Origin of the sequence: Lysinibacillus sp. NPDC086135 (assembly GCF_044746345.1) — a bacterium.
Taxonomy (GTDB): domain Bacteria; phylum Bacillota; class Bacilli; order Bacillales_A; family Planococcaceae; genus Lysinibacillus.
In genome coordinates, this window is record NZ_JBIVCA010000011.1 from 45,407 (window position 1) to 69,866 (window position 24,460).

24 protein-coding genes and 2 pseudogenes are annotated in these 24,460 nt (G+C 35.1%); 19 read left to right on the plus strand and 7 right to left on the minus strand.

Annotated features, from left to right (window positions below; translation table 11 throughout):
- The first annotated feature begins 273 nt into the window (after positions 1-273).
- The 6 genes and pseudogenes from ACIPKN_RS15160 to ACIPKN_RS15185 all read left to right on the plus strand — a co-directional run bounded on the left by ACIPKN_RS15160 (position 274) and on the right by ACIPKN_RS15185 (position 7,349).
- Entirely contained in the window at positions 274-438 is a 165-nt protein-coding gene (locus tag ACIPKN_RS15160) for a CxxH/CxxC protein (protein ID WP_132362535.1), read from the plus strand.
- A gap of 90 nt (positions 439-528) precedes the next feature.
- Positions 529-1,008 carry a 23S rRNA (pseudouridine(1915)-N(3))-methyltransferase RlmH gene (gene rlmH, locus ACIPKN_RS15165; protein ID WP_400937493.1) on the plus strand — a complete coding sequence of 160 codons (480 nt, stop codon included), beginning with the start codon at positions 529-531 and terminating at the stop codon, positions 1,006-1,008.
- A 787-nt stretch (positions 1,009-1,795) separates the two neighbouring features.
- Entirely contained in the window at positions 1,796-3,847 is a 2,052-nt protein-coding gene (locus ACIPKN_RS15170; protein ID WP_400937496.1) for a GAF domain-containing sensor histidine kinase, read from the plus strand.
- A gap of 230 nt (positions 3,848-4,077) precedes the next feature.
- Entirely contained in the window at positions 4,078-4,575 is a 498-nt protein-coding gene (locus ACIPKN_RS15175) for an LURP-one-related/scramblase family protein (RefSeq protein ID WP_400937499.1), read from the plus strand.
- A gap of 83 nt (positions 4,576-4,658) precedes the next feature.
- Positions 4,659-5,038: pseudogene (locus tag ACIPKN_RS15180) on the plus strand (Dph6-related ATP pyrophosphatase); the annotation flags it as partial.
- A 496-nt stretch (positions 5,039-5,534) separates the two neighbouring features.
- A complete protein-coding gene (locus ACIPKN_RS15185; protein WP_400937502.1) occupies positions 5,535-7,349 on the plus strand; it encodes a methyl-accepting chemotaxis protein in 1,815 nt (604 codons plus the stop codon).
- Positions 7,350-7,466: 117 nt separating this feature from the next.
- Here ACIPKN_RS15185 and ACIPKN_RS15190 read toward each other — a convergent pair whose 3' ends face one another.
- Complete coding sequence (locus ACIPKN_RS15190; protein WP_400937505.1) at positions 7,467-8,096, minus strand: hypothetical protein; 630 nt, start codon at positions 8,094-8,096, stop codon at positions 7,467-7,469.
- Between the two features lie 350 nt (positions 8,097-8,446).
- Between ACIPKN_RS15190 and ACIPKN_RS15195 the strand changes: the two genes are divergently transcribed.
- From ACIPKN_RS15195 to ACIPKN_RS15225, 7 genes are all read left to right on the plus strand, one after another.
- On the plus strand, positions 8,447-9,049 hold the full coding sequence (locus ACIPKN_RS15195) for a glycerol-3-phosphate responsive antiterminator (RefSeq protein WP_400937508.1): 603 nt from the start codon (positions 8,447-8,449) through the stop codon (positions 9,047-9,049).
- A 186-nt stretch (positions 9,050-9,235) separates the two neighbouring features.
- On the plus strand, positions 9,236-10,051 hold the full coding sequence (locus ACIPKN_RS15200; RefSeq protein ID WP_142510045.1) for an HAD family hydrolase: 816 nt from the start codon (positions 9,236-9,238) through the stop codon (positions 10,049-10,051).
- 33 nt (positions 10,052-10,084) lie between these two features.
- Positions 10,085-11,206 (plus strand): ABC transporter ATP-binding protein, encoded by a 1,122-nt coding sequence (locus ACIPKN_RS15205; RefSeq protein WP_400937512.1) that lies wholly within the window; start codon positions 10,085-10,087, stop codon positions 11,204-11,206.
- The gene (locus ACIPKN_RS15210) at positions 11,203-12,141 is read left to right on the plus strand and encodes a carbohydrate ABC transporter permease (protein WP_142510047.1); all 939 of its coding nucleotides are present in this window, start codon (positions 11,203-11,205) and stop codon (positions 12,139-12,141) included. Before ACIPKN_RS15205 ends, ACIPKN_RS15210 begins: the two co-directional genes overlap by 4 nt.
- A 2-nt stretch (positions 12,142-12,143) precedes the next feature.
- Positions 12,144-12,956 carry a carbohydrate ABC transporter permease gene (locus ACIPKN_RS15215; RefSeq protein ID WP_400937709.1) on the plus strand — a complete coding sequence of 271 codons (813 nt, stop codon included), beginning with the start codon at positions 12,144-12,146 and terminating at the stop codon, positions 12,954-12,956.
- A gap of 102 nt (positions 12,957-13,058) precedes the next feature.
- On the plus strand, positions 13,059-14,384 hold the full coding sequence (locus tag ACIPKN_RS15220) for an ABC transporter substrate-binding protein (protein WP_400937515.1): 1,326 nt from the start codon (positions 13,059-13,061) through the stop codon (positions 14,382-14,384).
- A 99-nt stretch (positions 14,385-14,483) separates the two neighbouring features.
- Complete coding sequence (locus ACIPKN_RS15225) at positions 14,484-15,239, plus strand: glycerophosphodiester phosphodiesterase (RefSeq protein ID WP_400937517.1); 756 nt, start codon at positions 14,484-14,486, stop codon at positions 15,237-15,239.
- A 481-nt stretch (positions 15,240-15,720) separates the two neighbouring features.
- Here ACIPKN_RS15225 and ACIPKN_RS15230 read toward each other — a convergent pair whose 3' ends face one another.
- The 3 genes and pseudogenes from ACIPKN_RS15230 to ACIPKN_RS15240 all read right to left on the minus strand — a co-directional run bounded on the left by ACIPKN_RS15230 (position 15,721) and on the right by ACIPKN_RS15240 (position 17,310).
- Complete coding sequence (locus ACIPKN_RS15230; RefSeq protein WP_400937520.1) at positions 15,721-16,143, minus strand: exosporium protein C; 423 nt, start codon at positions 16,141-16,143, stop codon at positions 15,721-15,723.
- A gap of 252 nt (positions 16,144-16,395) precedes the next feature.
- Positions 16,396-16,737, minus strand: coding sequence for a BRCT domain-containing protein (locus tag ACIPKN_RS15235; RefSeq protein WP_400937523.1), 342 nt, complete (start codon positions 16,735-16,737; stop codon positions 16,396-16,398).
- A 269-nt stretch (positions 16,738-17,006) separates the two neighbouring features.
- Positions 17,007-17,310, minus strand: a pseudogene (locus tag ACIPKN_RS15240) (VOC family protein).
- A gap of 172 nt (positions 17,311-17,482) precedes the next feature.
- Between ACIPKN_RS15240 and ACIPKN_RS15245 the strand changes: the two are divergent.
- Positions 17,483-17,752 carry a hypothetical protein gene (locus tag ACIPKN_RS15245; protein ID WP_142510053.1) on the plus strand — a complete coding sequence of 90 codons (270 nt, stop codon included), beginning with the start codon at positions 17,483-17,485 and terminating at the stop codon, positions 17,750-17,752.
- A 503-nt stretch (positions 17,753-18,255) separates the two neighbouring features.
- On the opposite strand, the gene ACIPKN_RS15250 is transcribed toward ACIPKN_RS15245, so the two are convergent.
- Complete coding sequence (locus tag ACIPKN_RS15250) at positions 18,256-18,747, minus strand: hypothetical protein (protein ID WP_400937525.1); 492 nt, start codon at positions 18,745-18,747, stop codon at positions 18,256-18,258.
- A gap of 214 nt (positions 18,748-18,961) precedes the next feature.
- Here ACIPKN_RS15250 and ACIPKN_RS15255 point away from each other — a divergent pair, with 214 nt between their 5' ends.
- From ACIPKN_RS15255 to ACIPKN_RS15275, 5 genes are all read left to right on the plus strand, one after another.
- Entirely contained in the window at positions 18,962-19,114 is a 153-nt protein-coding gene (locus tag ACIPKN_RS15255) for a hypothetical protein (protein WP_185903528.1), read from the plus strand.
- A 200-nt stretch (positions 19,115-19,314) separates the two neighbouring features.
- Positions 19,315-19,632: a hypothetical protein gene (locus ACIPKN_RS15260; RefSeq protein WP_400937529.1), complete on the plus strand. Its 318-nt coding sequence runs from the start codon at positions 19,315-19,317 to the stop codon at positions 19,630-19,632.
- Between the two features lie 6 nt (positions 19,633-19,638).
- Complete coding sequence (locus ACIPKN_RS15265; RefSeq protein WP_400937531.1) at positions 19,639-20,034, plus strand: MerR family transcriptional regulator; 396 nt, start codon at positions 19,639-19,641, stop codon at positions 20,032-20,034.
- Positions 20,035-20,270: 236 nt separating this feature from the next.
- Complete coding sequence (locus ACIPKN_RS15270; RefSeq protein ID WP_400937534.1) at positions 20,271-21,038, plus strand: nucleotidyltransferase domain-containing protein; 768 nt, start codon at positions 20,271-20,273, stop codon at positions 21,036-21,038.
- 479 nt (positions 21,039-21,517) lie between these two features.
- The gene (locus tag ACIPKN_RS15275) at positions 21,518-22,999 is read left to right on the plus strand and encodes a malate:quinone oxidoreductase (RefSeq protein WP_400937536.1); all 1,482 of its coding nucleotides are present in this window, start codon (positions 21,518-21,520) and stop codon (positions 22,997-22,999) included.
- A 367-nt stretch (positions 23,000-23,366) separates the two neighbouring features.
- On the opposite strand, the gene ACIPKN_RS15280 is transcribed toward ACIPKN_RS15275, so the two are convergent.
- Together ACIPKN_RS15280 and ACIPKN_RS15285 are read right to left on the minus strand one after the other, a co-directional pair.
- Positions 23,367-23,648: a hypothetical protein gene (locus ACIPKN_RS15280; RefSeq protein WP_400937539.1), complete on the minus strand. Its 282-nt coding sequence runs from the start codon at positions 23,646-23,648 to the stop codon at positions 23,367-23,369.
- Positions 23,645-24,301 (minus strand): hypothetical protein, encoded by a 657-nt coding sequence (locus ACIPKN_RS15285; protein ID WP_400937542.1) that lies wholly within the window; start codon positions 24,299-24,301, stop codon positions 23,645-23,647. Before ACIPKN_RS15285 ends, ACIPKN_RS15280 begins: the two co-directional genes overlap by 4 nt.
- Positions 24,302-24,460: the final 159 nt, after the last annotated feature.

The following is a 24,460-nucleotide window of genomic DNA, read 5'->3' on the forward strand; positions in this document are numbered from 1 at the left end:
CACTGTTATGAGTCTATTTTGCTCAAGTTTGGTGAGTAGTGAGAACGAGTAACCTCTGAGTTGAAAGTCACCTCGCCGCAACGTTCACTAAATTATTTAGAAAATATTGTGGATAACTAGAAAATTGTGAATAATAATATATACAGTGCGAGTGGCGGTAGAAAGCCTATTCTTCCATACTCGCCTGACCTTTGTTACAATAGATTGTGGATAACATAGACTGAATTGTGAATAAGTTTGTGGAAATTTCGGAAAATAAGAAGAGGTGCAAAAATGGAAAAATACAGCTGTGAAAACCATATAGAACACGCTTTAGACATGTTTGTGGCTGAGCAAAAAGAGTTCCCAATTATGGATAAAATCGAAGAGGATGAAAAGTTATCCACAAAATGTAGCTACTGTGAACGACCTGCAGAATATCTTGTATCAAGTAAATAACTTTACACAAGATATAGGAATCGCTTGTGGATATGTTGATAACTTTTGTGGATAATTTGTTTGTAAATGAAATGTAAAGGTGGATAACGTGTGAATATAACGATTGTATCAGTCGGAAAACTAAAAGAAAAGTACTTAAAAATGGGAATAGATGAATACGTAAAACGCCTCGGTGGCTACGCAAAAATGGATTTAATCGAAGTACCAGATGAAAAAGCACCCGAGCAGCTAAGCGAAGCAGAGATGGAAATTGTAAAGAAAAAAGAGGGTGAACGTATTCTATCTAAAATCAGCCCAGATACATACGTTATCGCCTTAGCCATTAATGGCAAAATGAAAACCTCTGAACAAATGGCGGCAGATCTTGAATCCCTCATGACCTACGGCAAAAGTAAAATCGCATTCGTCATCGGTGGCTCCCTTGGTTTACACGATGATGTGTTGAAACGTGCTGATGAGAAACAATCCTTTGGAAAAATGACATTACCGCATCAGCTAATGAAGCTTGTTTTGGTGGAGCAGATTTATAGAAGTTTTAGGATTATGAAGGGTGAACCATATCATAAATAAGTGCGGTTTTAGAAGGGATTCTCCTAAGTCATTTAGTGACTGAGAGATGGTCTCCTTTATTCATGTATTGATTTCCGTTTCAGACGGACGCGTTTAGCGGGCATAACTTCAGTCTCCTCGTCGCACCGCTCCTGCGGGGCATTCAGCTCATGCTATTCCAGCTGGAGTCGCCCCCTTCCACTACAATCCATCACCAACTAAAATAGTGATTTACTAAAAAGTATACAAAAAACAGGTATAGAAAAAGTTCTCTTTTTCTATACCTGTTTCCATTTAAGAATTTGTTGGATAGTCCTTTTTCTCCAAACTGAGTATAAGCATAAAATGGGAATTTAGTAGATTTATGAATCAAACGTTACTTTCATTTTTAAATGTGTTTTGGTGCGAGTGTTAAATATTACTGCTGAAAGGAAACAAATGACAATAAAAATCGTTCGGAGAATGTAGCTCATGCAAACAGAATCAACAATCAGTTCTTATTCATTGGTATCATATGAATGGTCTGTTAAGTGGATAGAGCCATTGAAGGTGACTGGCAATGGAAGGATATCAGGAACTCACAAAAGCGAATTGAAGTTATTAGAAGTCCTTATGGTCGTTCCTATCATCGGGTCGAAACAGTCTAGCTCTATCACGGTAAACCGTATCATAAGTAATAGAGGTTTTCCATGTATAATAGGATACAGATATAAAATTAAAAATAGTAAACTGATCTAGAACTAGACTGCTAGCTAGAAATTATACTTTTACTTTTAATTTTAGTAGGCTTTGATTGGAGAAATTGTGAATGTTAAGTGAACAGACGAGATATTCTAGGCTCGCGAGTATAACCAAAGTAATTAATACAAAGTTAGAACTACGTGAAGTTTTACAGCGTGTAACGCAGGCAATATCCGAGGAAATTGTGCAATGTAACTCGGTTGGTATTTATTTACCCGAAAAAGATGGCACATTTAGAGGATTTGTAGGAAAACCAGAAGATATGAATGGCATAACGCTCGATACACAGGTAATTGATATTGAAACAGACTTACTGGCCAAAGAGGTTATTGAAACTAAAAAAACCATCTATATCTCTGATACCTCAAAGGATAATCGGCCGGACCCGAGATCGGTAGAAGCCTTCAAAATTAAATCCTTATTAGCACTGCCTATCTCATATGAGCAAGAGATATTTGGTTTAGTTTTTTTATTTGATTATGGAACGCCGATGAATTTAACAGAATCAGAAATTCAGAGTGTTGAAGCATATGTGAATATGGCTGCAGTTGCAATTCAAAACGCAAATAATTTAAAGCAAAAGGAAAACCTTATTGCAGAAAAGCAGTTGTTACTCAATGTTACACGTGATTTGTCGATGTGTTCCTCCGTGCAGAAAAGTCTTGATAAATGTTTTTACTACTTAGGAAAGGTTTTAGGTAGCAAAAAAAGTGCAGCCCACATCCTGGATCCGTTGGGAAAAAACACAATCACATTCATGAAGTTTAATAAAGACTGTGATTGGACAGAAGCCAATTGGATGGAGAATCTTAAAAGCATAAGAATGAACCAAAGCTACGAAGCTATGATTCAACAGATTATTGAAACAAAAAGTATAATTCTCACTCCAAATATAGATAGTATGAGTCTACTTATGATGCCACTGGTTTCAATGGGGGAAGTATTAGGGGTTATAACAGTTGTCAATTTAGGAGGGGAAACATGTAATTTCCATGAATCTCAAATTCAATTAGCAAAATCGATAGTCGATGCCACAGCCCCTACAATTTCAAACTTGTTATATATGGGCCAACTTGAAAATATGGTAGAAGAGCGAACGAGGGAACTGGCTGCTGCTAATGAAAAGGTTACAAGTGTTATTGAAAGTATAACGGATGGATTCTTTGCATTGAACAAAGAGTGGGAATTTCTTTACATGAATAAACATCAATATTTGCCGCAAAGGAAAACGGCAAAAGATGTATTAGGCCAGAATATATGGGGGATTTTCCCGAAATGTGTAGATACGGTCATGTATAAGGAATTTCATCGTGCGATGTCAGAGCGAATAGCAGTACATTTCGAAATGACCTCAGCATATGGTGATTATTGGTACGAAGCAGTTGCTTACCCATATGATGAGGGAATCTGCTGCCTTTTAAAAAACATAACCGAAAAAAAGAAATATGAGAAGGAATTGAAAAGATTATCAAACCTAGACTTAATAGGTCAGATGGCAGCAGGTATTAGCCATGAGATTAGAAATCCTATGACAACAGTACGAGGATTTTTGCAGCTATTAAAAAAAGAGAGCGAATTCGAAAAACATAATGATTACTTTAATGTAATGATCGAAGAGCTTGACCGTGCCAATTCTATTATTACTGAATTCCTTTCTATAGGTAATACAAAGACATCCGATTTACAGATGTTAGATTTAAATTCTATAATTCGAGATATTACTCCTTTAATAAAGATAGATACATTTAATCAAAATAAAATTATTCAATTTAATCTGAAAGACATTCCAGATTTACTTTTAAATCGTAACGAAATACGACAATTGATAATAAATCTATATCGTAATGGCTTAGAATCAATGAGCACAGGTAAGGTTCTATCCATCAGTACCTACAAAGGAGATGAAAATTGTGTAATTCTTGCAGTACAGGATCAAGGAGAAGGTATCAGTCCTGCGATAGTAGAGAAATTGGGTACTCCATTTTACACGACCAAAGATAATGGCACTGGCTTAGGACTAGGCATATGCTATGCAATTGCTGCCCGTCATAACGCAAAAATTGAATTTCAGACAGGATCTGAAGGAACTACTTTTTTTATAAAATTTACTTATATATGAAAAAGTGAAACTCTGCTTTAGTGTTGTTACAAAGAACCGTAGTGTGAATAGATTAGCAAGATATGCAAATTTCTTTACTTGCATATCTTTTTTGTTAAGAAGGTACTTACATATAATGCTCTGAATAAATAAATTTATAAGTTCAAATTTCAAAAAACTATTTCGATAATTATTAATAGCGATGATGAAATCTGCGCTATATTGATATGCTATTTCGAAAGAGGTGTAGAATGAAGCAACTTTATATAAAGCAAAAGGTATTCAGTCTAAGTGGCAAATTCACAATAAAGGATCAGCAGGAAAAGGATGTTTATTATGTAGAGGGTAGTTTTATGCAAATTCCAAAGACTTTCTCCATTATGAATAAAACAAGAGATGAAGTAGCACTTATTACGAAAAAGGTGTTCAGCTTTTTACCGAAGTTTTTTGTTGAGGTAAATGGTCGAGAGGTGCTAACGATTAAGAAAGAGTTTTCTTTCTTTAAAGCACGCTATACGATTGATGGAGCAGACATTGAGATACATGGTAACTGGTGGGATATGGATTTTCAGGTCTTACAGCATGGTGTAGTCATCGGTAAAGTGAACAAGGAGTGGTTCACTTGGGGAGATAGCTATAAGGTTCAAATATTGGATGAGGAGATGGAGGCCATCATTATTGCGTTCGTTGTTGCAATTGATTGTGTGAAGGCTGACCATGCAGCTGCTTCCTCAGCAGCGACAATTTAATGTAGGGATGTGCAATATAAAATGCTGACAGGTCTTCTTAAAAAATTCAAAATAATAGATAATAAAATTACTTTCTAGGATAGATGACAGGTGATATTGATGTACCCGAACAAGATTGTTGGCATGAAAGAGTTACAAGCAGTGTAGGGCTTGAACTTGGTATGCCACTTTGGCAAAAAAGCCATAAAGATGTAGTAGAGGAGTTTATACATTTAGGATTTGTAACAAAAGTAGTGACAGTTAATTTGCAAAAAGGAATGAAAGAAGAAGATCTTGGACGTGTACTTACTTTAGACTATATGAAAGAGTTAGAAGAAAGGGTATCGACCCTTGTGGTGAAGCAGGAGAGTTCCATACTACAGTTATAAGTGGGCCACTTTTTAAACAAGATTTAAAGGTTAGAAATGGAGAGGTTACGTCAAAAGGTGACTATATGTACCTAACATTAGAATTAGAAAATTAACATTTTGAAAATAACCTCCATTAAAGGTGCAACGGTGAACCGTATCATAAATAAGTGCGGTTATAAAAAAAAAGCTATCTAGAACGTTGACATATCAACGTTCTAGATAGTTTTTTATTTTATAGATGATTTTCTTTTTTCCAATCACGATATTTCCACCATTCTAAAATTAATCCAACAAAAACCACTGCTAATGTGGGAACTATATAGTGTTTTGGAGGACCTATTATTTCGGAAAAACGGACTGATTTTTACTTACTCTTAAATTAGGTAAATATAATTTAATTGATCATAAATCTCTAGGATATGCAGCAGCTACGCTGGTTGTACCAACAGCTCTCGCTTTTACTTATGACCAAACTGAAGGAGTAGTATACAAATAATTTAAAAAGTGACTATCAATGACGATAAGATGGGTATTGAGGACATTGTAAGGAAATATCATAATTTAGATTCAAAAGAAGTAATTAATAATCAAAGTTAAATAGAAGGTGTAATGAAAATGGGTTTTCCCTTGATTGGAAGAAAAAAAATATTAAATACCAGGAGGACAACTAAGCGCTCTAAAAAAGCGAATTCTAGAAGTTTAGTATTTACGAGCTCGTTATTTCTCTCCGCTCTCATAATTATCGTTATCGGATTAATGATTTCCCTGTCCATCCGCGAACAACGTGGGGCGTACTTTCGCCAATTTGATGAATATGGAAAAGTATTTAAATCCATAACTCAACAAAATGAACCTCTTGTTGCCGAAGCAACGAAGACAATTCTTGAGCATCAACCATTGGAGGGAAAACCATTCGAGGAACTCCCCAATATTTTGAATTCTATGAAATCCAATCATATGGTAGTGGATGTCTATTTATTAACACCGGACATTATCAAGAAGGATGGCAAAGAATACTTATATAACTCAGAATATGGTCGGGATCCAGTTGAATATGCTGAAGAGTTAGGTACGTTATATGAATTAGATTCGGAATTTCTTAAAAGTTACGAAGATACAATGAGAAACGGTAGCACCTTAACTGATGTTTACACTGATGAAGGTGGAACTTTCATCTCGTATTTAGCACCGATTAATGACGGAAGCGGGAAACCAGTTGCGTTGCTCGGTGTCGATTTCGATTATGGGATTGTTAAAAAGGAACTCCAACGAATTCTATGGACGAATATCACGGTTGGTATTTTTTTTGTACTTATGTTAATCGCGTTGGTTGTATTCATTCTTCGTAAAATGTTGCGTCCGCTTGCACGTTTAGCTGAAGTGTCTGAACATGCTTCGAAAGGCGATTTAACCGTTGAAATTCCTGTACTGAACCATAATGAGATTGGTAAGGCTGCAAGTTCATTTAATCAGATGATTAGCGGACTTAGGATATTGACCCATAACATACAAAATTCTTCGAATGAAGTTGCAGTATCTTCTTCTCAATTACAAGAAAGCGCTGCCCAGACCGAAGCAGCTACGCAAGAAATCACAGGTGCCATTCAAAACATTGCTGTTGGTCTCGATGAACAACTTCGTCATACTAATGAGTGTCAACAATCAATGAAGGAAATGGGAGTGGGTATTCATAGAATCGTAGATGCATCCTCTGTCGTCTCAGAATTGGCTTCGGTTACAGCAGATAGCGCAAATGCAGGAATGAAGGATATAGAAACAACAGTTGCTCAAATGAGCACAATTGAACAAAACTTGAAAACATCGGTCGAAGCAATCCATGGACTGAAGAAATTAAGCGATCAAGTTAGTGAAATGGTTACATTAATAGGTAGCATTGCTAATCAGACCAATTTGCTTGCACTTAACGCATCGATTGAGGCATCGCGAGCAGGTGAGCATGGTAAAGGTTTTGCCGTTGTGGCTCAAGAAATTCGTATACTCGCTGAACGGTCTAAAACCTCTTCGGAGAAAATAACTGACATACTCCAAGGTATCAGCGATCACACGAGTAAAACAGTGGTTTCTTTGGATAAATCAATGACAGAAGCCCAGGCAGGTACACACATTGCGAATAAGGCAGGGCAAACATTTAGTTCGATCGTGGAGTCGATTCAGAAAGTGTCTGATCAGATTGATGAAGTATCTGCAGCTTCGGAACAACTGTCATCAGGAAGCGAGTTAGTTGCGGCTTCACTAACAGTGCTGGAGGGTATCGCAAATTCATCTTCAGCCGACTCCGCTCACGTCGCCGCCTCATCAGAAGAACAACTTGCAGCCATGCAAGAGGTAGCCAGTTTTGCAGCTATGCTTTATGGGCTGGCGGATGAATTGAAACAGAGTGTTGACCGTTTCCGTGTAAAGTAGGTTACTGGTTAAAACCGCACTTACATTAGTTACGGAGAACCGTATCATAAGTAAGTGCAGTTTATGAAAAGAACCACCTAGAACGTTTTGAGTGTCAGCGTTTTAGGTGGTTTTCATTTATCCAAATTCAATAATGTCAGTTTTAATAAATGAGGGTAGTAACTTTTGTACATTTTCTAATGTTGAAAAGCGATTTTCGTTTGAAAAAATATCTGTACCTTTGAAGTCATGACTAAAAGAAAAAGCGGTTGTTTGTTCGTTAAAATGAATGCAAATGGTCTCCTCTATCGAAGCATCTATCCCATCCGTACGTTTCGCGTCCCAAATTTTGCTCTCTATCATAAACGTGTCTTTTCGATTTGACCAAATAGAGCACATATTATAATTATGCTGCCAAATCATGATAGGAATTAGGCGCATTAGTTCTTGATGATTTATGACAGTAATCATCAAATAAGTGTTCTTTTTTGATTGATAAAATACTTCAAATGGTAGCTGTGCATCATGTAATTCTTGTTTAATCTCTTCAATAATTTTTCTATTATTCTGCTCGAATAAATAATAAAGTGGAAATGGGGCTAAGCTTTCTGTAAATAAAGCAAGTTGTTCGTCTGTATAGTCTGGATAATACATCTCGCCAATATTAATGGAATATTGAATGCCTTCATTTATAAAAAAGTAATAGCCCCCAGTTGAAGGTGCATTTTCATAATACTTTTTGGGTAAAAAGCCAATCCCTAAATTCATTACAATCACATCCTTAGATTATAGTATATGAGGAAGAATACCGTTTATATCATTGAATCATCAAAAAATAAGCATGACAGTTAAAAAATCATACAGAATGCGAAGAGAACTTGCTGCATTCCTTATCTTTTTTCTCAAAAAATTGCCCTGCGTTAGATAGATCTTAAGAGATTATCAGTATAGTTAATACGCTAAGAAATGAGGGAAAAAACATTTGGAATCTGGTATACCAGATTCCAATGGGACATTGGCCGTATCTTTTCTTTTTTTTAGCTAGGCTTTACAATGACATTGAAATAATACATGTAACATCGTTCAACAGAAGATGTTTCAAAGAGAGGAATTTGTCTATGGAAAAATACGCCGTGGGGCGAGTTTTGCAAGAAAGGTTAGAAAAGCATAAAATGGTGGCAGCGGTAAAGGATCCAAAGTATATTGAACGAGCTATTAAGTATAAAGAAAATTTAAGCGCTGTATTATTAATGACGGGAACGATTTTAACAGTAAAGAGATATGTGGATTTCATACAGTCTGAGGGGCTTCCAGTTATTTTACATGTTGAAAAAATAGGTGGATTAGAAATGGATCGTGCTGGAATTGAATTTATAAAAAGAAATGTTCAGCCGTCCGCAATCGTCACAACGAGGACTGGAATTATAAAAAAGGCAAAATCAAGCGGACTTTTTGTGATTCAGCGAATCTTTTTAATTGATACGGATGTTTATAATAACTTAGTGGAGGATGCTAGTCAGATTCGCTCAGATATCATTGAGATTATGCCCAGTCGAGCACCAGAATATATAAAAAAGTTAACAAATGTGTTGTCAGTCCCTATTATCACGGGTGGATTATTAAACCAACCTGAACATGCTAAGGAAGCACTCGAGAATGGTGCCGTTGCGATTTCGACGTCAAACTCAGAAATGTGGAAAATGAACTTAAATGAATTATAAACAAAATTTACATATCATTAATACTTACTTAATACACACCGTCTATATTATAACTATAAAGTGAATAGACAAATGGTGCGGGCAGAGAGACCTCAAATACATGTATATGAATATATACATATATTTGAGGTCTCTCTTTTTTGTTACGCTTTGCATTTTCTATAATCATGAACAAAGGAGTTTACCATGTGGAAAAATAACATCAAGGTATTGATTTTTGATATGGATGGAACGCTCTATCAAGAAGATTCCTTTTTAGAAAGATACATAACTTATATGTTAGATGATCGATATAGCGACAAGGAAATCGAGCGGGTCATTAACGAAGTTTATGACATCTTAAACGGCAAGCATAGCGTCTCTTTAGGTCATTACTACGATTTTGCAACAAATAGTATTTTTACGCATTCGGAATTAGTCCCAAATTGTGCTTTCGATTGGGATGGTCAGAAACTGAATCATCATTTTTCTAGAGAAAGCCAATTGTTTTATATCGGAGATCCGTGGTGTATAGCCTATTTGTTTGGAGAGAAGTTAGGAATCAGTGAAGAAACTAGAACCAATGCTTATAGCCGAGTGAGGGCTGAGATGTTAACGGCTGACTATGAGATTCCAAAAAGTGAGTCTTTGGTCGAAGTGTTAAAGAATATCGATGTGGAGATGAAAGTGCTTCTTACGAATGCTCCCTTTGAGTCAGGAGAGGTATTTTTAGAATATTTAGAGGTGCTCCCTTATTTTGATCAAGCCATTTATGATGGAAAAAAACCGAATGGTATGGAGCAAGTTCTAAAAATGTTAATGGAAAAAGGATATAAACCAGAAGAAATTCTTTCTATTGGCGATAATCCCATTAATGATTTATACCCGGCTCGTAAATTAGGAGCTAGGACAATTTTTATTTCGGATTATCGACAAGTAGATCAGACTCCTTGGGATCATAAGGTTCATACTATTGATGAATTGGTCTCATTTTTACAACAATTTAAGAAAAGAGAGTTATAAACAAATAGTAAAAGGAAAGAAGGAGATTATTAAATGGCGCACGCTGAACTGGTTAATGTTTCAAAATCATATGATGAAAAGTCCCATGTATTAAGTGAAATAAACCTTTCAATTAATAAGGGGGAGTTCTTTGTTTTAGTCGGACCTTCTGGTTGTGGGAAAAGTACTTTATTAAGAATGATTGCGGGATTAGAAGAAATAACTGGGGGTGTACTGAAGATCAATGATAAAGTAGCCAATCATCTGTCTCCTAAACATAGAAATCTATCGATGGTTTTCCAAAATTATGCACTCTATCCTCACTTAACAGTCGAACAAAATATTCTTTTTGGTTTAGATATTAAAAAAGTTGATAAAAAAGAACAACAAAGAAAACTCCAAGAAACGGCAGAAATGATTGGATTAAGTGAATTATTGAAAAGAAAACCGAGGGAACTATCAGGTGGTCAAAGACAAAGGGTGGCCCTAGCTAGAGCAGTTGTAAGTGAAGCGCCACTTTGCTTAATGGATGAACCGCTTTCTAATTTAGATGCTAAATTGCGTGCACATATGCGTGTTGAGATTCGCAAATTACAAAGAGAATTGGGACTTACGATGATTTATGTGACCCATGACCAAGTTGAAGCCATGACGATGGGCGACAGAATTATGGTGTTAAATGACGGGGAAATTCAGCAAGTTGGGAAACCGATTACGTTATATAACGAACCGGCCAATACATTTGTCGCCTCTTTTATCGGTTCTCCAAAGATGAATATGGGAAATGCTGAACTATCCGTTGAAAAACAACAAATTATGGTTGAAGGTAAGCTTACGTTTAAATTAAGTCCATCAGACTTAAGAAATATACCATCGGCCAAAAAGACAACGATTGGAATTAGAGCAGAACATATTTTTCCGGCAGCTGAACACGAAGCAACGCATAAGTTGAATGTTGTAGGTGTAGAGCAACTAGGAAATGAAACGATGATCGTCTTTGAAGAATTAGGCGGCCAATTATGGAATGCTAAATGGCCAGGGCAATGGATGATTTATCCGGGTGATAAAGTTCCAGTTAAACTATCCGTTCAACATTTTTGTTTCTTTGATTTCGAAACCGGTCAATTATTACAAGCTGCATATAAAGAGCAGAAACAAGAGGTCGTTGCACAATGAATCACGAAGCGGCATTGATGGTTAAACATAATCAAGTTCATTATGAGAGGGTAAAGAAACAACAACGTAGGAAAAACTTTGTAAAGGGACTTCTATTCTTATTACCATCCATCTTTTTATTTAGTGTTTTTATCTTTTATCCAATGATTCGTACAATCTATTTAAGTTTCTTTTTAACCAATCAAGCGGGTGCCACAACGGTTTTTGTCGGCATACAAAATTATCTAGATCTCTTTACATCTCCGATTTTTATGAAAAGTTTGGGATCAACCTTTTTATTTGTTCTATACACCTTGCCAGGTACGATTATCATAAGCTTATTTTTGGCCGTTATGGCCAATGAAAAGTTAAAAGGTATTGGCATTTTTCGAATGATTTTCTCATCTACAATGGGAGTTTCTGTAGCCGCTGCGTCTGTATTTTGGTTGTTCTTATTTCATCCTAGTATTGGATTCTTTAATAAATTATTAGTGACATTTGGTTTTGACAAAATTGCTTGGTTAACAGATTCGTCGTGGGCACTCCTTTCTGTTTCATTACCTACGGTTTGGATGAATATCGGCTTTACCTTTTTAATTTTACTTGGCGGTTTGCAATCTATCGATTCTCACCTTTATGAAAGTGCCGATATTGATGGCGCCAGTTATTTTTACAAATTGCGTCGGATTACGATTCCTATGCTTTCTCCGACCCTATTCTTTGTGACGACTGTGTCCATCATCAATGCCTTTCAAACCTTTGGTCAAATCGATATGTTGACTAAAGGGGGACCAAGTAATGAAACGAACCTAATCGTTTACTCGATTTATCGTGAAGCCTTTGTGAATTATCAGTACGGGTCAGCCAGTGCACAAGCGGTAATCCTATTTATTATTATTTTAATTATGACCGTGATTCAGTTTAAGCTCGGAGAAAGGAAGGTCCACTATCAATGAGGATGTCTCTTTCCAAAAAAATTATCTTATACATATTGCTCACAATTTCAGCGCTGATCATCTTTCTACCTATCATTTTGGCTTTTTTAATGAGCTTTATGAACAATCAAGATGTCATGTTAGGTAAAATCATACCTTCTACTTGGACAATAGAGAATTATGTGAAGGCATTTGAACGCTTACCATTGCTGAAATTTTTATTGAACAGTTTTATTAGTTCCCTGTTGATCATGATTGGTCAGTTAGTTTTATCTAGTTTAGCAGCTTACGCTTTTGTGTTTCTAAAATTTAAAGGTAGAGATGTGATATTCTACTTGTTTATTGCAACGATGATGATTCCATTTGAAGCATCCATCATCCCGAACTTTCAAACGATTAAAGGGATGAATTTAATTGATACGTATCCAGGACTAGCCTTACCCTTTTTGGCTACAGCATTTGGTACATTTTTATTAAGACAAACCTTTAAACAAATTCCAAAAGAACTGAAAGAAGCGAGTGAAGTTGCAGGTATGGGTGATTTTAAATTTTATTTAACTGTCGTTTTACCTGTCGCAAAAACAAGCTTAGTTACCTTAGGGATTTATGGCTTCTTATCGGCTTGGAATATGTACTTATGGCCGCTTCTATCCACAACAAATGATACAGTACGAACCGTTCAAATTGGCTTAAAGCAATTACAATCACAGGAAACAGTCAATCAATGGGGAGTTGTTATGGCAGGTGCCATGATTGTAGCTATCCCTACGTTGCTTTTATTATTCTTTGGTCAGAAGAAACTGCAAAAAGGATTAGCTGAAGGTGCGCTTAAATAATTGGTTTTGTTAATGAATGAATGAACACTCCTATTTAGCAATGTCCAATAATTATCGGTTTTAAGAATATCAATAGATAAATAATCTAAAGGAGAGATGATCATGAAGAAAAAGCTTTTATCCTTATCTATGGCAAGTTTATTATTGATCGCAGCAGGATGTAGTTCAAGTAATGAGGCTGCAACAAAGACGAAGGAACAAACAGTCGTAACATTTTGGCATTCGATGAATGGTGTACCTCAAGAAACATTAAATAGTATTGTTGAAGAATATAATAACGTTCAAGATAAAGTTCAAGTGAATGCAGAGTTCCAAGGAAACTATGAAGAGTCATTACCGAAGTTTCATAGTGTTGCTGGAACAAAAGATGCACCTACAATGATTCAAGTGCAAGAAATCGGGACAATGTCAATGATTAATAGTGGTAAAGTCGAACCGATTCAAAAATTTATCGACGCTGAAAACTATGATATGAGTGGACTTGAAAAAAACATCATAAATTATTATAAAGTGGATGGTCAATTCTACTCCATGCCATTTAACTCATCAACACCTGTCATGTACTACAATAAAGATGCTTTTAAAAAGGCAGGGTTAGATCCTGAAAAAGCTCCACAAACGTTTGAAGAAGTGGAAGCAGCAAGTAAGAAAATCGTTGCCAGTAATGATCATATGAAAGGGTTCGCCTTACAAGCATATGGCTGGTTATTTGAAGAATTATTAGCCAATCAAGGTGGATTGCTTATGAATAACGACAATGGCCGCTCCAAAACACCTACAGCAGTAGCATTTGATAATGAAAAAGGGAAATCAATCTTTGAATGGGCGAAAAGAATGAATGACGATGGAACTTTCGCCAATTATGGAACAAACTCTGATAATATGGTTTCAGGTTTCTTAGCAGGCGATGTTGCTATGTTCTTACAATCTTCAGCTTCTTCAAGAGATGTTATAGATAACGCACCATTTAAAGTAGGTGTAGCATTCCTCCCTCACCCTGAAAGTCAAGAACGCCAAGGTGTAGCAATTGGAGGAGCAAGTTTATGGATGTCAGGTGGTAAAGATGAGGAAGAACAAAAGGCAGCATGGGCATTTATGAAATATTTGCAAACTCCAGAAGTACAAGCTAAATGGCATGTAGGTACAGGTTATTTCGCCATCAACCCAGCTGCTTATGATCAGCAAGTCGTTAAAGATGCTTATAAAAAAATGCCGCAATTACAAGTTTCTGTACAACAACTTCAAGCAACAAAACCATCTTATGCGACACAAGGAGCATTAATGGATATGATTCCTCAAGAACGTAAAATCATGGAAACGGCACTTGAAACAATTTATAACGGTGGAGGCGTAGACGAAACCTTTGATAATGCGGTTAAACAAGTGAATGCAGCCATCGAACAATCAAACGCAGCAAGAGGTAAATAAATTTCCATAATAAAAGATTAAGGTAATAGACGTAGAGAATGAAGTGATAATATATGCTTTGTTCTCTATCTCCTTTTCCAAGAAAGGATGCTATAGCTTATGAATCATACGAAAATTTTTGGTCACCGCGGGAGTATGGGGACTATGCCAGAAAACACATTATTAGGATTCCGTCATGCATTGGATTTAGGTGTGGACGGTATTGAGCTTGATGTGCATTTAACAAAAGATGGAAAATTAGTCGTGATTCACGATGAACAAATTGATCGAACGACAGATGGTTCAGGCTATGTCAAAGACTATACTTTAGCCCAATTAAAACAGTTTAGTACAGGTATTAAATTTTCCCACTTAGCATTGTTTGATAAAAATGTTTGGAGTAAAGAGAGGATACCGACACTAGAAGAAGTTTTAGAATTAATTGTCCCCTATCAGATTGAGTTAAACATAGAATTGAAAACGAATATTTTTCCGTACGATGGTATTCAAGAAAAAGTGATAGCTATAGTTAATCAATTTGACTATGCTGATAAAGTAGTTTACTCATCATTTCATTTACCTTCTATTCTAAAATTGAAACAAATGGAACCAAGTGCAAAAATCGCCTGGTTATTAGAATATGAGCTGAGCCGCCCTTCTGAATACGTTAAAAGTTTATATTTAGAAGGACTACATCTTCATAAGGATTTATTATTAAATGGAGTATATGATAAAAAAAGTGGCGCTGATTTTAATATCCGAGTGTGGACTGTTAATAATGGAAAAGAAATGGAACAACTATTAAAAATGAATAACGTAGAAACCATTGTAACAGATTTTCCGAGGGAAGCTATTTCTTTAAGAACTGATCAATAAGTACATATCGATAATAAGTGATGACAAACAGGCAATGACTTTTCTTGTAGCTTATTTGGCTCCTGAAAGTAGATACGTTTTTTTATTAAGTCCTCTATATGTCGTTACTTGTAATCTATTTAAAATTTTTGATCGATTTAAAGAAAAACGAAAAAATATAAAACTATTGGTTAGCCTGATTTGAAAAGCGCTACTTTACACCAATTGCTAAGCAGTTATCGCCAATTTGTTTAAAAATAATTTTTATCAATTTCTCACAATGGACATCTATAGAGATGAAGATCTTGGGAAGTATAATATAAACGAAAAAATAAGCTGTATAGAAAGTTAAATTTTAATAACTTCTGTACAGCTTATTTTTTAATTAATATGCCTTAAAGCATACGTCTCACTCTATCAACACTCTTAAAAAATTGATCATGTATGCCTTAAATTTGCATGGGGCATAAACATAATCAAGAGGCATAGTAAGAACTATTCGTTAACTTTTTATAGCTAGGCCACTAAAAGAAATCGGTCCAACAATGTTTGCTTGTGTGTTGGGTGTAATATTCTCAGCAAAAACCTGATAGAAGTTAGCGCCAGCTATCAAATTGGAATCAATAGCTTGGAAGGTAAAGATGTAATTTTGTTCTGAATCAGCTGACTCTACTCCATCTTGCGTATTATAGATTTCTTTCCCGTTGCGGAAGACTCTAAATACAATTTGGGAAATATCAGTAACTCCTGCCACGCCGATGCTTGCAAGTAGCTCAACACTATTGTTTCTTGAAGCGGTGCCTGGGATGTTTATTTGAATCGAAGCTAAAAGAATTTTAAATGGTGCCTGCGGAATTGGAAAAGCAGTTGCTGGGTTAAACGTACTTAGAGGTTCAGTTGCTTGGTAATCAAGAATTTGTACCATTTTATCACCTCCTTTTGCTAGGATACTATAAGATATGTTCTATATTAGAGTTGAATTGTGTAGTAAACTAAGCCGTGTTATTTTTTAAACTTCGTCTAGTGAACTGTTCTAGTTTTTATGGAATTATGAGCTTTCAAATTAAAATCATTTAGACTTACGATCATAAGTTTGAAGTAATAAAATAGGTGAAAAGGTATGTGAACATAGTTGTTTTCCATACCTTTTAAGATGAGATGGATTAAAGAATGGTATTTAAATTGGAGGCAGCTTTTCTTTTGGCATTGAAATGAGCCAAATAAAATCATCTTCAATAATAATTTGAATGTCTTGGCCGAGGCTAATTAATTTCTCCGCTTTTAATTGTTTCGTACTTATACCGCGACGTTTGTCCCCGAGAATAACGAAATCTGTATCTTGTGTCACAGTCCCTTGCATAATTCCTCCACAAGATCGTACTCTTTTCGCAGCTTCTGAACGTGTCATCGTGGAAAGGGCCCCTGTAAAAACGATTTGTTTATTATAAAACGGATGCATCAAGCACTCGGGTGGATCAGAAAGTAAGATGATTTCTGTGTTGTCCTTATTGTTGTTCATGTTGGTTCTCCTTGATGATTTCAACCTAAATGATAGGTGAGCTTGATTATAATTTGAATAATGACCGGTAACAAAGGAATAGTACTCTACATCAAAACTAGTCATGGAGAATCGTATCATAAGTAAAGGAGGTTGGTAGATGTAATTGATACACGCTAGAGGAAATGTACTTGAAGTACCGTATCGAAAATAGTGCAATTTACTCTAGAAAGTGAAGTATTAAAAGGCTTATTAAAGGAGACGCGCATATTAGACGGTTTCCTTTCTTCTTAAACTTGCGCTTCACTCATGAATGCATGAGTATTATCTTCTGTATCTTTAAAAAATACCATCCATGTTTCTTGTTTGTCCCATTTTTGCTAATACATGTGGTTCGTCGATAAACGTAACATTTTTATTTACTAAATCCTCATAAGTCATGCTCATATTTTCAACTTGAAAATTCGTCTTTTTCTGGCAGTATTAACAAAATACGTAATCCATTACAATCAAAGAATGCCATGCTGTCAGTATTAAATAAAAGTGAAAGCCCTAATGTATAGCTCGATCTAACTCTTTAACTGGAATTCCGATTTGTTTTGAATCCTATTCATTTCCAATGACATTATCCCCTTTCAAATATGAATTTATCTTAAGCTTAGATTACATAGATATTCATTAAATTTTCCGTACATATTTTCTGCACATTTTCCAATACTATATCTAGATTACTTATATCAAATTGGCACGAAGGGAAGAGGCAAAATTGGCTAAGCACTCAGATATGAGCTGGAAACAGGATCATCCAAGCACTTTGTTTGGGAACTCTGTCCAAAAGGCAGAGCGTTTGTTGAAGCATGCAAAGTCACATCCGGAGGAGATAGCGATTGAGCATGCTTTCAATCAAATCGAACATGCAGAAAATGCATTCATGAATGCAAAGCAATTTGGTGAGCATTTGGATACAGTCCAGCAAAATAAAGAATACTTAGAGCAAATCAAGCAGCAATTACACGAAATGCAAGGCAAACAGTAGACAGAGGATATAAAAATAATACAATTAAGCGGCTTAAGCCTAAAAGGACTTGAGCCGCTTAATTGTATTCCTTTTGCTTGTAGTAACTTTACATTTTAGTCGATTATTAGTGCTATATTGCGCAGAAGAGGAAACATAACGTTTTCTTTTCCGATGGATCCTGGGCTGTAATCCAACGAATTGGAATACACTCTCTCCAAAACTGAGCATCTTTCCTGGGAAATATTTTCAGTCTTTTTTTACATTTAATTTAGTTTTTGTATCATTACTAAAAGTTAGGAATGATGTTTATTAAAAACGTATGCCATATAAGTTGATTGGAGTGGAGGCTGGCGACTCCTTGGGGATTAGCGTCACAGATGAGACCCTGGAGCGAGCCTCGCGAGTGAAGCGGCTCATCGGACGCCCCCAGGAAGCTTTGCTCTGTGCGAAAGCGAAGCGGCAGCAACAAAGCGTCCAGTCGGAACGGAAATCAACCCCACGTTATGGTGACGAACCTATTCTTAACACCAAACGATTATTTTATACGGAGTAGTTTGTGCAGGAATACTCCTTGTAGTAGGACCATAAATAACAATTAAGTTTCGATTTGCCGGGCTTTTTGAAAAAGGTTGCCCATTTTTAAGCAAGATAAGTGTATAAGCAGAAAGATTTAGTTGTAATTGACCATCACTACTCACTAATTGGTTATTAAAAAAGTCAACTTTTACATTTTGAAAGCTATTTTCCTTTACGACGACGAGGGCTCGATATTGAGGTGGATATATCAAAGGAACAGGTGCATTCCCATCATAATATCCAGTAATCAGATCACCGATTGTTACAATTTCTTGGTTTACAAAATAAGTAGAAGGTGAGACGACAAAATTGATAATGCCCTGAGTACTATCTTCTACCGTCATAAGTTTATAACAGTCTTCCTTTTCCCCATTTTGCCCGATCGGAAAATCATCAATCTGAGTAACGACCCCACGAAATGATTTAAAGTTTACCATTGCTATTCCTTTCTTTATTAAAATCAAAAATTGGTGAAACAAGCTAAAAGAAAACCGACTTTATAATAAGCAGCGTCATTTTAATTTATGTAACATCTCCAATTTGGGTGACAGAATGATTTTATGATCAAAAGGTTAGGTTTCTATATTACATGAATCAATATATACTTAATTTGCAAACTATAAATGTTATATTTCAGAGGAGGGGAGATTATTGAAGTGGATTTCTAAAAATAAGAAGCCCCTTTTACTATTCACCATTATTATTATTTTCATTGCTGGTATACTCGATATCAAATATGAAGGATTATTTTTTCAACTATTACCAGGATCTATTCAAAACTATTTAGCTGATATTTTTAAATAAGTAGGATTAGGAGAAAGAGACTGATCTATTCATAGTTGAAATTGGGTTTATGACTTAATTAGTAACAGCAGTATATTTCTTGTACTAACGATAGATAGTAGTTCTAAAAGAATGATTACTGCTCTTCTGATTTTAATCTGTTGACATGGAGTTAACTCCATCTTTTAAAGTGAAAGTATTAAAAGGATGGGGTGATGTAAATGGATATTATTGTTTATGTATTGATAGGGGTATACGCATTATTAACAGGGATTGCAGGCTTGCATCAATGGAAAGAGAATGGATTTCAAGTACGAACATTCTTATTTGTGGTCATATCTATCAGTATTCTTGTAACAATATTTTTACCAAACAAAGCTCTAGTACTGATGTTACTAATTCTAGAATTTGTTCTGTTACATGTATTAACAGTTGCGGAAGGGCTATTAACAAATAAACAGCTAAGATATAGTCACCATATCGTTCGTTTCATATTCCATTGTATATTACTATTATTGGTTTATAAATTTATAATGTAGTAGGTGATGATCATAAAAATTGGCGAATTTGCTACATGTACGGATCTTAGTAAAGATACGATTCGTTATTACGAAAAAATGGGTTTATTACATCCGGAAATAAAAAACACATATCGTGAGTATAACGAGGAACATATTGAAATCATTAGTGCAATTCGTAAACTAAAACAATGTGGTTTTTCACTTCAAGAAATTAAAATGCTTTTTGAATGGTCGCAAAATACGGATGAAAATGATGAATTGACAGAAGCGGAAATCCAAAACGTTCAACAGCTGAAAATATTATTTCAAAATAAGTATAAACAGATGATTCAAAGAGAAAATGAGATTAAACAAATAAAGCAAGTCTTGCTACGTGCTGATCATAAAATGGAGCAGCTGCTAGAAAAAAATAAAGGTTAGATGGGTGTTCTAATTAGAATAACGACATCATTTTAGAGACAATTAAGATATTCATCTAATTGAACAAAAGAGATCCTGAAAACAAAGGGAACATCATAAAAAAGATAATATTTCATAATTTAACACAGCTAATGGGCTGTGTTTTTTTTATAAAAAGTAAAAGGTTTTCTTGAATAAATCTTGAATATATTGTTGTATTCCAAAGTCCGATTTTTAAGAAGGGTGATGATAGTTTTATGGAAGAATGGAAAATGGCACTGGAAGAGTTTTTAAAAGATTGGAAGAATCGAAATGATGTTGTAGGGGCACTCGTATGTGGGAGCTATATAACAGGAGATCCTTCAAAGCGTTCTGATATAGATGTACATATTATTTTATCTGAAGATGTTGATTGGCGAGAGCGAGGGAATAGGATTATGAATGGTTTTCTTATAGAATATTTCGCTAATCCACCAAAACAAATTCGCAAATACTTTCAACAAGATTTTCAAAACCAAAGAACAATGTCCATGGTTCAATTTATTACAGGAAAGATTTTATTTGATAACACGGGGACGCTTAATGAATTAAAAATCGAAGCGGAATATTGGCTAAACAATGATTATGATGAACTAAATAAAACAGTTTTAGAAATTAAAAAATATTCACTATGGGATTCACTAGATAATTTAAAGGATTGTTTTGAACAACAAAGAGTGGATTTCCCCTTTGTATATTTTAATTCATTAGCTAATTTATTTTCTGAGTACTGTCAGTTTCTAAGGTTAGAAAGCATTCCATACTATCAAGTACATTCTTATCTTATAGATCCAACATATATTAAAAAATATTTAAAAAATGTTTTTCCCGATTCAATATTTAAAGAATTGTTTTTAAAAGCATTATTAGAAGTGAACAAACAAAAGATGATGGAGGCATATGAACAGTTAGTAAACCATGTATTTAATCAGATGGGTGGTTTCAAAATAGATGGTTGGAAAATAAAAAGCCCTGTCGAAAAATAAATAGGATGAGAATTAATTTTTTGGTTAGAATAAAAAAGAAATAATTTTAAGATAACACTAGAAACGATTAAGAATATTCGTTATATTTTTATATGTGGTGGAGCTGGTGCAAAAACAAGACTGGTTCCATATTTTTATGTTATTATATAAATATAATATTAAAAAATCTGCATTATCATATGAAAACGCTAGCCAATTTTAGGTCAATTATTCCATAAAACTTAAATAAAGGTTAGGTTTCTTTGTGGTGGAATAGGAGGTTTTTCTCTTGATTTATTAAGGGGAAGGCTCGAAAAATGCACATAACTCTCATATAGATAGTTGATATTTTAATCTTTATGTAATTATGATACACTGCAATAAGGTAATAATTGATACAGAAAAGGTGTATTCCTAGGCTACTCCTAGGCTTACTGAGACATCTAAGCAGGAGCGCTTTACATCCTTTCTGCAAATCTTAATATATAAGGAAGGTAAAAATGAGTAACAGACAAATTAAATCAGATGTTATCTTAATTGGTGCCGGAATCATGAGTGCGACTTTGGGGACAATGCTCAAAGAATTAGCGCCAGATTGGAAAATTACAGTGTTTGAGCAGCTCGATAAAGCTGGTGAAGAAAGTTCTCACGAATTAAATAATGCGGGAACTGGGCATGCGGCACTTTGTGAGCTTAACTACACTTCAGAGAAAAAAGACGGATCAATCGATATCAGCAAAGCGATTAAAGTTAATGAACAGTTCCAACTTTCAAAACAATTTTGGTCTTATCTTGTGAACAACCAACTGATCAGTAATCCGCAAGACTTCATTATGCCTTTACCTCATATGAGTTTAGTACAAGGTGCAGACAATGTAGAGTTTCTAAAAAAACGTCATGAAACGATGACAAAAAATCCTTTATTCCAAGGTATGGAATTTTCTGACAACCCAGAAACACTAAAGGAATGGATTCCTCTTATTATGGAGGATCGTCCAGCAGATGAAGCGATCGCTGCGACAAAAATTGACACTGGTACAGACGTTAACTTTGGTGCATTAACACGTATGTTATTCGACCACTTAAAAAATAAAGACGTTGACATCAACTACAATCATAGTGTTGAAAGCATGAAACGTACTAGCGATGGTTCATGGGAAGTACGAGTGCATGACAAAAATGGCTGTAAAATGGAATACCATACAGCAAAATTTGTCTTCCTTGGCGCTGGTGGAGGAAGCCTAGAGTTACTACAAAAATCAGGTATTCCTGAAGGGAAACATATTGGTGGATTCCCAATCAGTGGATTATTCTTAGTATGTAAAAACCAAGAAGTTGCTGAACAACATCATGCGAAAGTATACGGAAAAGCTAAAGTTGGTGCTCCACCAATGTCTGTTCCGCATCTTGATACACGTTATATTGATAACAAAAAATCTTTACTATTTGGACCGTTCGCAGGCTTCTCACCTAAGTTCTTAAAAACAGGTTCAAATATGGACTTATTTGCTTCTATAAAACCGCATAATCTTACAACGTTATTAGCGGCAGGCGTTAAAGAAATGGGATTAACAAAATATTTAATCCAACAACTAATGCTATCTAAAGAACAACGTATGGAAGAGCTACGTGATTTCATCCCAAATGCTAAGAGCGATGATTGGGATATTATTGTAGCTGGTCAACGTGTTCAAGTTATTAAAGATACAGAAGCTGGCGGTAAAGGGACACTTCAATTTGGTACGGAAGTTGTAAGTGCTTCTGATGGCTCAATCGCAGCATTACTTGGAGCTTCTCCAGGTGCATCTACTGCTGTACACGTTATGCTTGAGGTAATTAATAAATGTTTCCCTCAACATGTTAACGAGTGGGAGTCAAAAATTAAAGAAATGATCCCATCATACGGCAAGGCATTAGTAGATAATCCAGAGCTTCTTAAAGAAGTTAACGAAACAACAGACGAAGCGCTTCGTTTAAAATAAAATCTGATGTAGAAACAAAGGATGTAGACGATTTGTTTCTACAAAATAAAATAGAGCCTTCATTCTAATTTTGGATGAAAGGTTCTATTTTTTTATTTCTCAAATCCTTGAGGAAGAGTATTTTGCAAAAAAAATAAGCTATTATCAGAACGTAAATCACCTTATATTTCACAGCATATGCTTTATCGATTCTCATATACACTTTTGGTAATAAGTTATATCGAGAAATTTTTATCCATATTATCTAATATATTTAAAAAGGCGTTAATTAATGACAAAAGCGCAAAAAATTTATTGACTATGTAAAAGTAAAATAAATAATTAGAAGCACACCTTTTATTTTCAAACTAAAGGTGTGCTTCTAATTTTAAAATTTAAGCTTGGAAAAACAAAATTGGATAGAGCGTTTGATATACATTGAACAAAAGAACAGTAACAAAGAAAATAAGAGCGCTAGGGGAATGCTGAAAGCGATCGGAAGCTCAACACCATTCCAAATGCTCATTTGTATTTGTTCCAAGCCGATTGTTCGCAAAATACCGGCTACCATTGACAGTAATGCACTTAGGATCAGCCCTGCATAGAGGACAGATAATACGAGAAGGGCTAACGAGTAAAAAAAGCCTTGAATGATTTTTATGAATGTCATTCCTTTTCCCTCCGTATAATTTGCTGCACCTTAGCGTTTTTAGCAATCGAATAGCTTTTTGTATAATAAAGTGTTTGTATATGACAACTATCGCCTATTGCTACAATTTCTCCGTCAACAATTTCCGCATCTGTGAAGGAAAGGTGTATTTGTTCTCCTTTAATACATGTACATTTCAGCTTTTTCTTTAGAAAAGATATAGATAACGTATCTTTTTCTACATGTATCACATCTGCAATAAGCTTTCCAATCTCATTTCCACCAGACATTTTTAATTGAAAATGTTTGGCCACTATTTCATTCGCTTTAACAAAACCGACTGCATGAAACTGTTCTGTTTGTAAGTTTTGTTCAATGGTCAACTTTCCAGAACTATTCAACTTTGTTATTCGTCCATTACGCATATTTAAGTTCCCGGCATTTTTAACCTCATTAATTTCACAAAAATCTTTTATAGAGCATGACCCTGTACTATTTAAAATTTGTGCTTCAACGCGGGAATGAAAAGAACTATGGCCTTGAGTAGAGATTTTTTTTACGCGTATTTCTTGATGTAAAGTAACAAATCCACGGATATTTAATTGCTCACAGTCTGCTGCTAAGTCTTTAATAGTGCCATTAGTAAGGGTTACTGTACGTAGTTTTTGAATCACGGATAATCACCTCATGTTAATTTAATTAATATATATTTCAATAATTAAAACATATATTAATTAAAGTATATGTCGCTTTGTTTTGTCAAGAACAAAAATCTCGCCATGAACTTTTTATGTACTTTCTGGGCAATAAAAAAAGGATTTCAATTTCATGAA

What these genes read in the sequence shown, in the direction of transcription:
- ACIPKN_RS15160 (WP_132362535.1), top strand. Translation starts at nt 274, where the DNA reads ATGGAAAAATACAGCTGTGAAAACCATATAGAACACGCTTTAGACATG.
- ACIPKN_RS15170 (WP_400937496.1), top strand. Translation starts at nt 1,796, where the DNA reads ATGTTAAGTGAACAGACGAGATATTCTAGGCTCGCGAGTATAACCAAA.
- ACIPKN_RS15175 (WP_400937499.1), top strand. Translation starts at nt 4,078, where the DNA reads ATGAAGCAACTTTATATAAAGCAAAAGGTATTCAGTCTAAGTGGCAAA.
- ACIPKN_RS15185 (WP_400937502.1), top strand. Translation starts at nt 5,535, where the DNA reads ATGAAAATGGGTTTTCCCTTGATTGGAAGAAAAAAAATATTAAATACC.
- ACIPKN_RS15190 (WP_400937505.1), bottom strand. Translation starts at nt 8,096, where the DNA reads ATGAATTTAGGGATTGGCTTTTTACCCAAAAAGTATTATGAAAATGCA.
- ACIPKN_RS15195 (WP_400937508.1), top strand. Translation starts at nt 8,447, where the DNA reads ATGGAAAAATACGCCGTGGGGCGAGTTTTGCAAGAAAGGTTAGAAAAG.
- ACIPKN_RS15200 (WP_142510045.1), top strand. Translation starts at nt 9,236, where the DNA reads ATGTGGAAAAATAACATCAAGGTATTGATTTTTGATATGGATGGAACG.
- ACIPKN_RS15205 (WP_400937512.1), top strand. Translation starts at nt 10,085, where the DNA reads ATGGCGCACGCTGAACTGGTTAATGTTTCAAAATCATATGATGAAAAG.
- ACIPKN_RS15210 (WP_142510047.1), top strand. Translation starts at nt 11,203, where the DNA reads ATGAATCACGAAGCGGCATTGATGGTTAAACATAATCAAGTTCATTAT.
- ACIPKN_RS15215 (WP_400937709.1), top strand. Translation starts at nt 12,144, where the DNA reads ATGTCTCTTTCCAAAAAAATTATCTTATACATATTGCTCACAATTTCA.
- ACIPKN_RS15220 (WP_400937515.1), top strand. Translation starts at nt 13,059, where the DNA reads ATGAAGAAAAAGCTTTTATCCTTATCTATGGCAAGTTTATTATTGATC.
- ACIPKN_RS15225 (WP_400937517.1), top strand. Translation starts at nt 14,484, where the DNA reads ATGAATCATACGAAAATTTTTGGTCACCGCGGGAGTATGGGGACTATG.
- ACIPKN_RS15230 (WP_400937520.1), bottom strand. Translation starts at nt 16,143, where the DNA reads ATGGTACAAATTCTTGATTACCAAGCAACTGAACCTCTAAGTACGTTT.
- ACIPKN_RS15235 (WP_400937523.1), bottom strand. Translation starts at nt 16,737, where the DNA reads ATGAACAACAATAAGGACAACACAGAAATCATCTTACTTTCTGATCCA.
- ACIPKN_RS15250 (WP_400937525.1), bottom strand. Translation starts at nt 18,747, where the DNA reads ATGGTAAACTTTAAATCATTTCGTGGGGTCGTTACTCAGATTGATGAT.
- ACIPKN_RS15260 (WP_400937529.1), top strand. Translation starts at nt 19,315, where the DNA reads ATGGATATTATTGTTTATGTATTGATAGGGGTATACGCATTATTAACA.
- ACIPKN_RS15265 (WP_400937531.1), top strand. Translation starts at nt 19,639, where the DNA reads ATGATCATAAAAATTGGCGAATTTGCTACATGTACGGATCTTAGTAAA.
- ACIPKN_RS15270 (WP_400937534.1), top strand. Translation starts at nt 20,271, where the DNA reads ATGGAAGAATGGAAAATGGCACTGGAAGAGTTTTTAAAAGATTGGAAG.
- ACIPKN_RS15275 (WP_400937536.1), top strand. Translation starts at nt 21,518, where the DNA reads ATGAGTAACAGACAAATTAAATCAGATGTTATCTTAATTGGTGCCGGA.
- ACIPKN_RS15280 (WP_400937539.1), bottom strand. Translation starts at nt 23,648, where the DNA reads ATGACATTCATAAAAATCATTCAAGGCTTTTTTTACTCGTTAGCCCTT.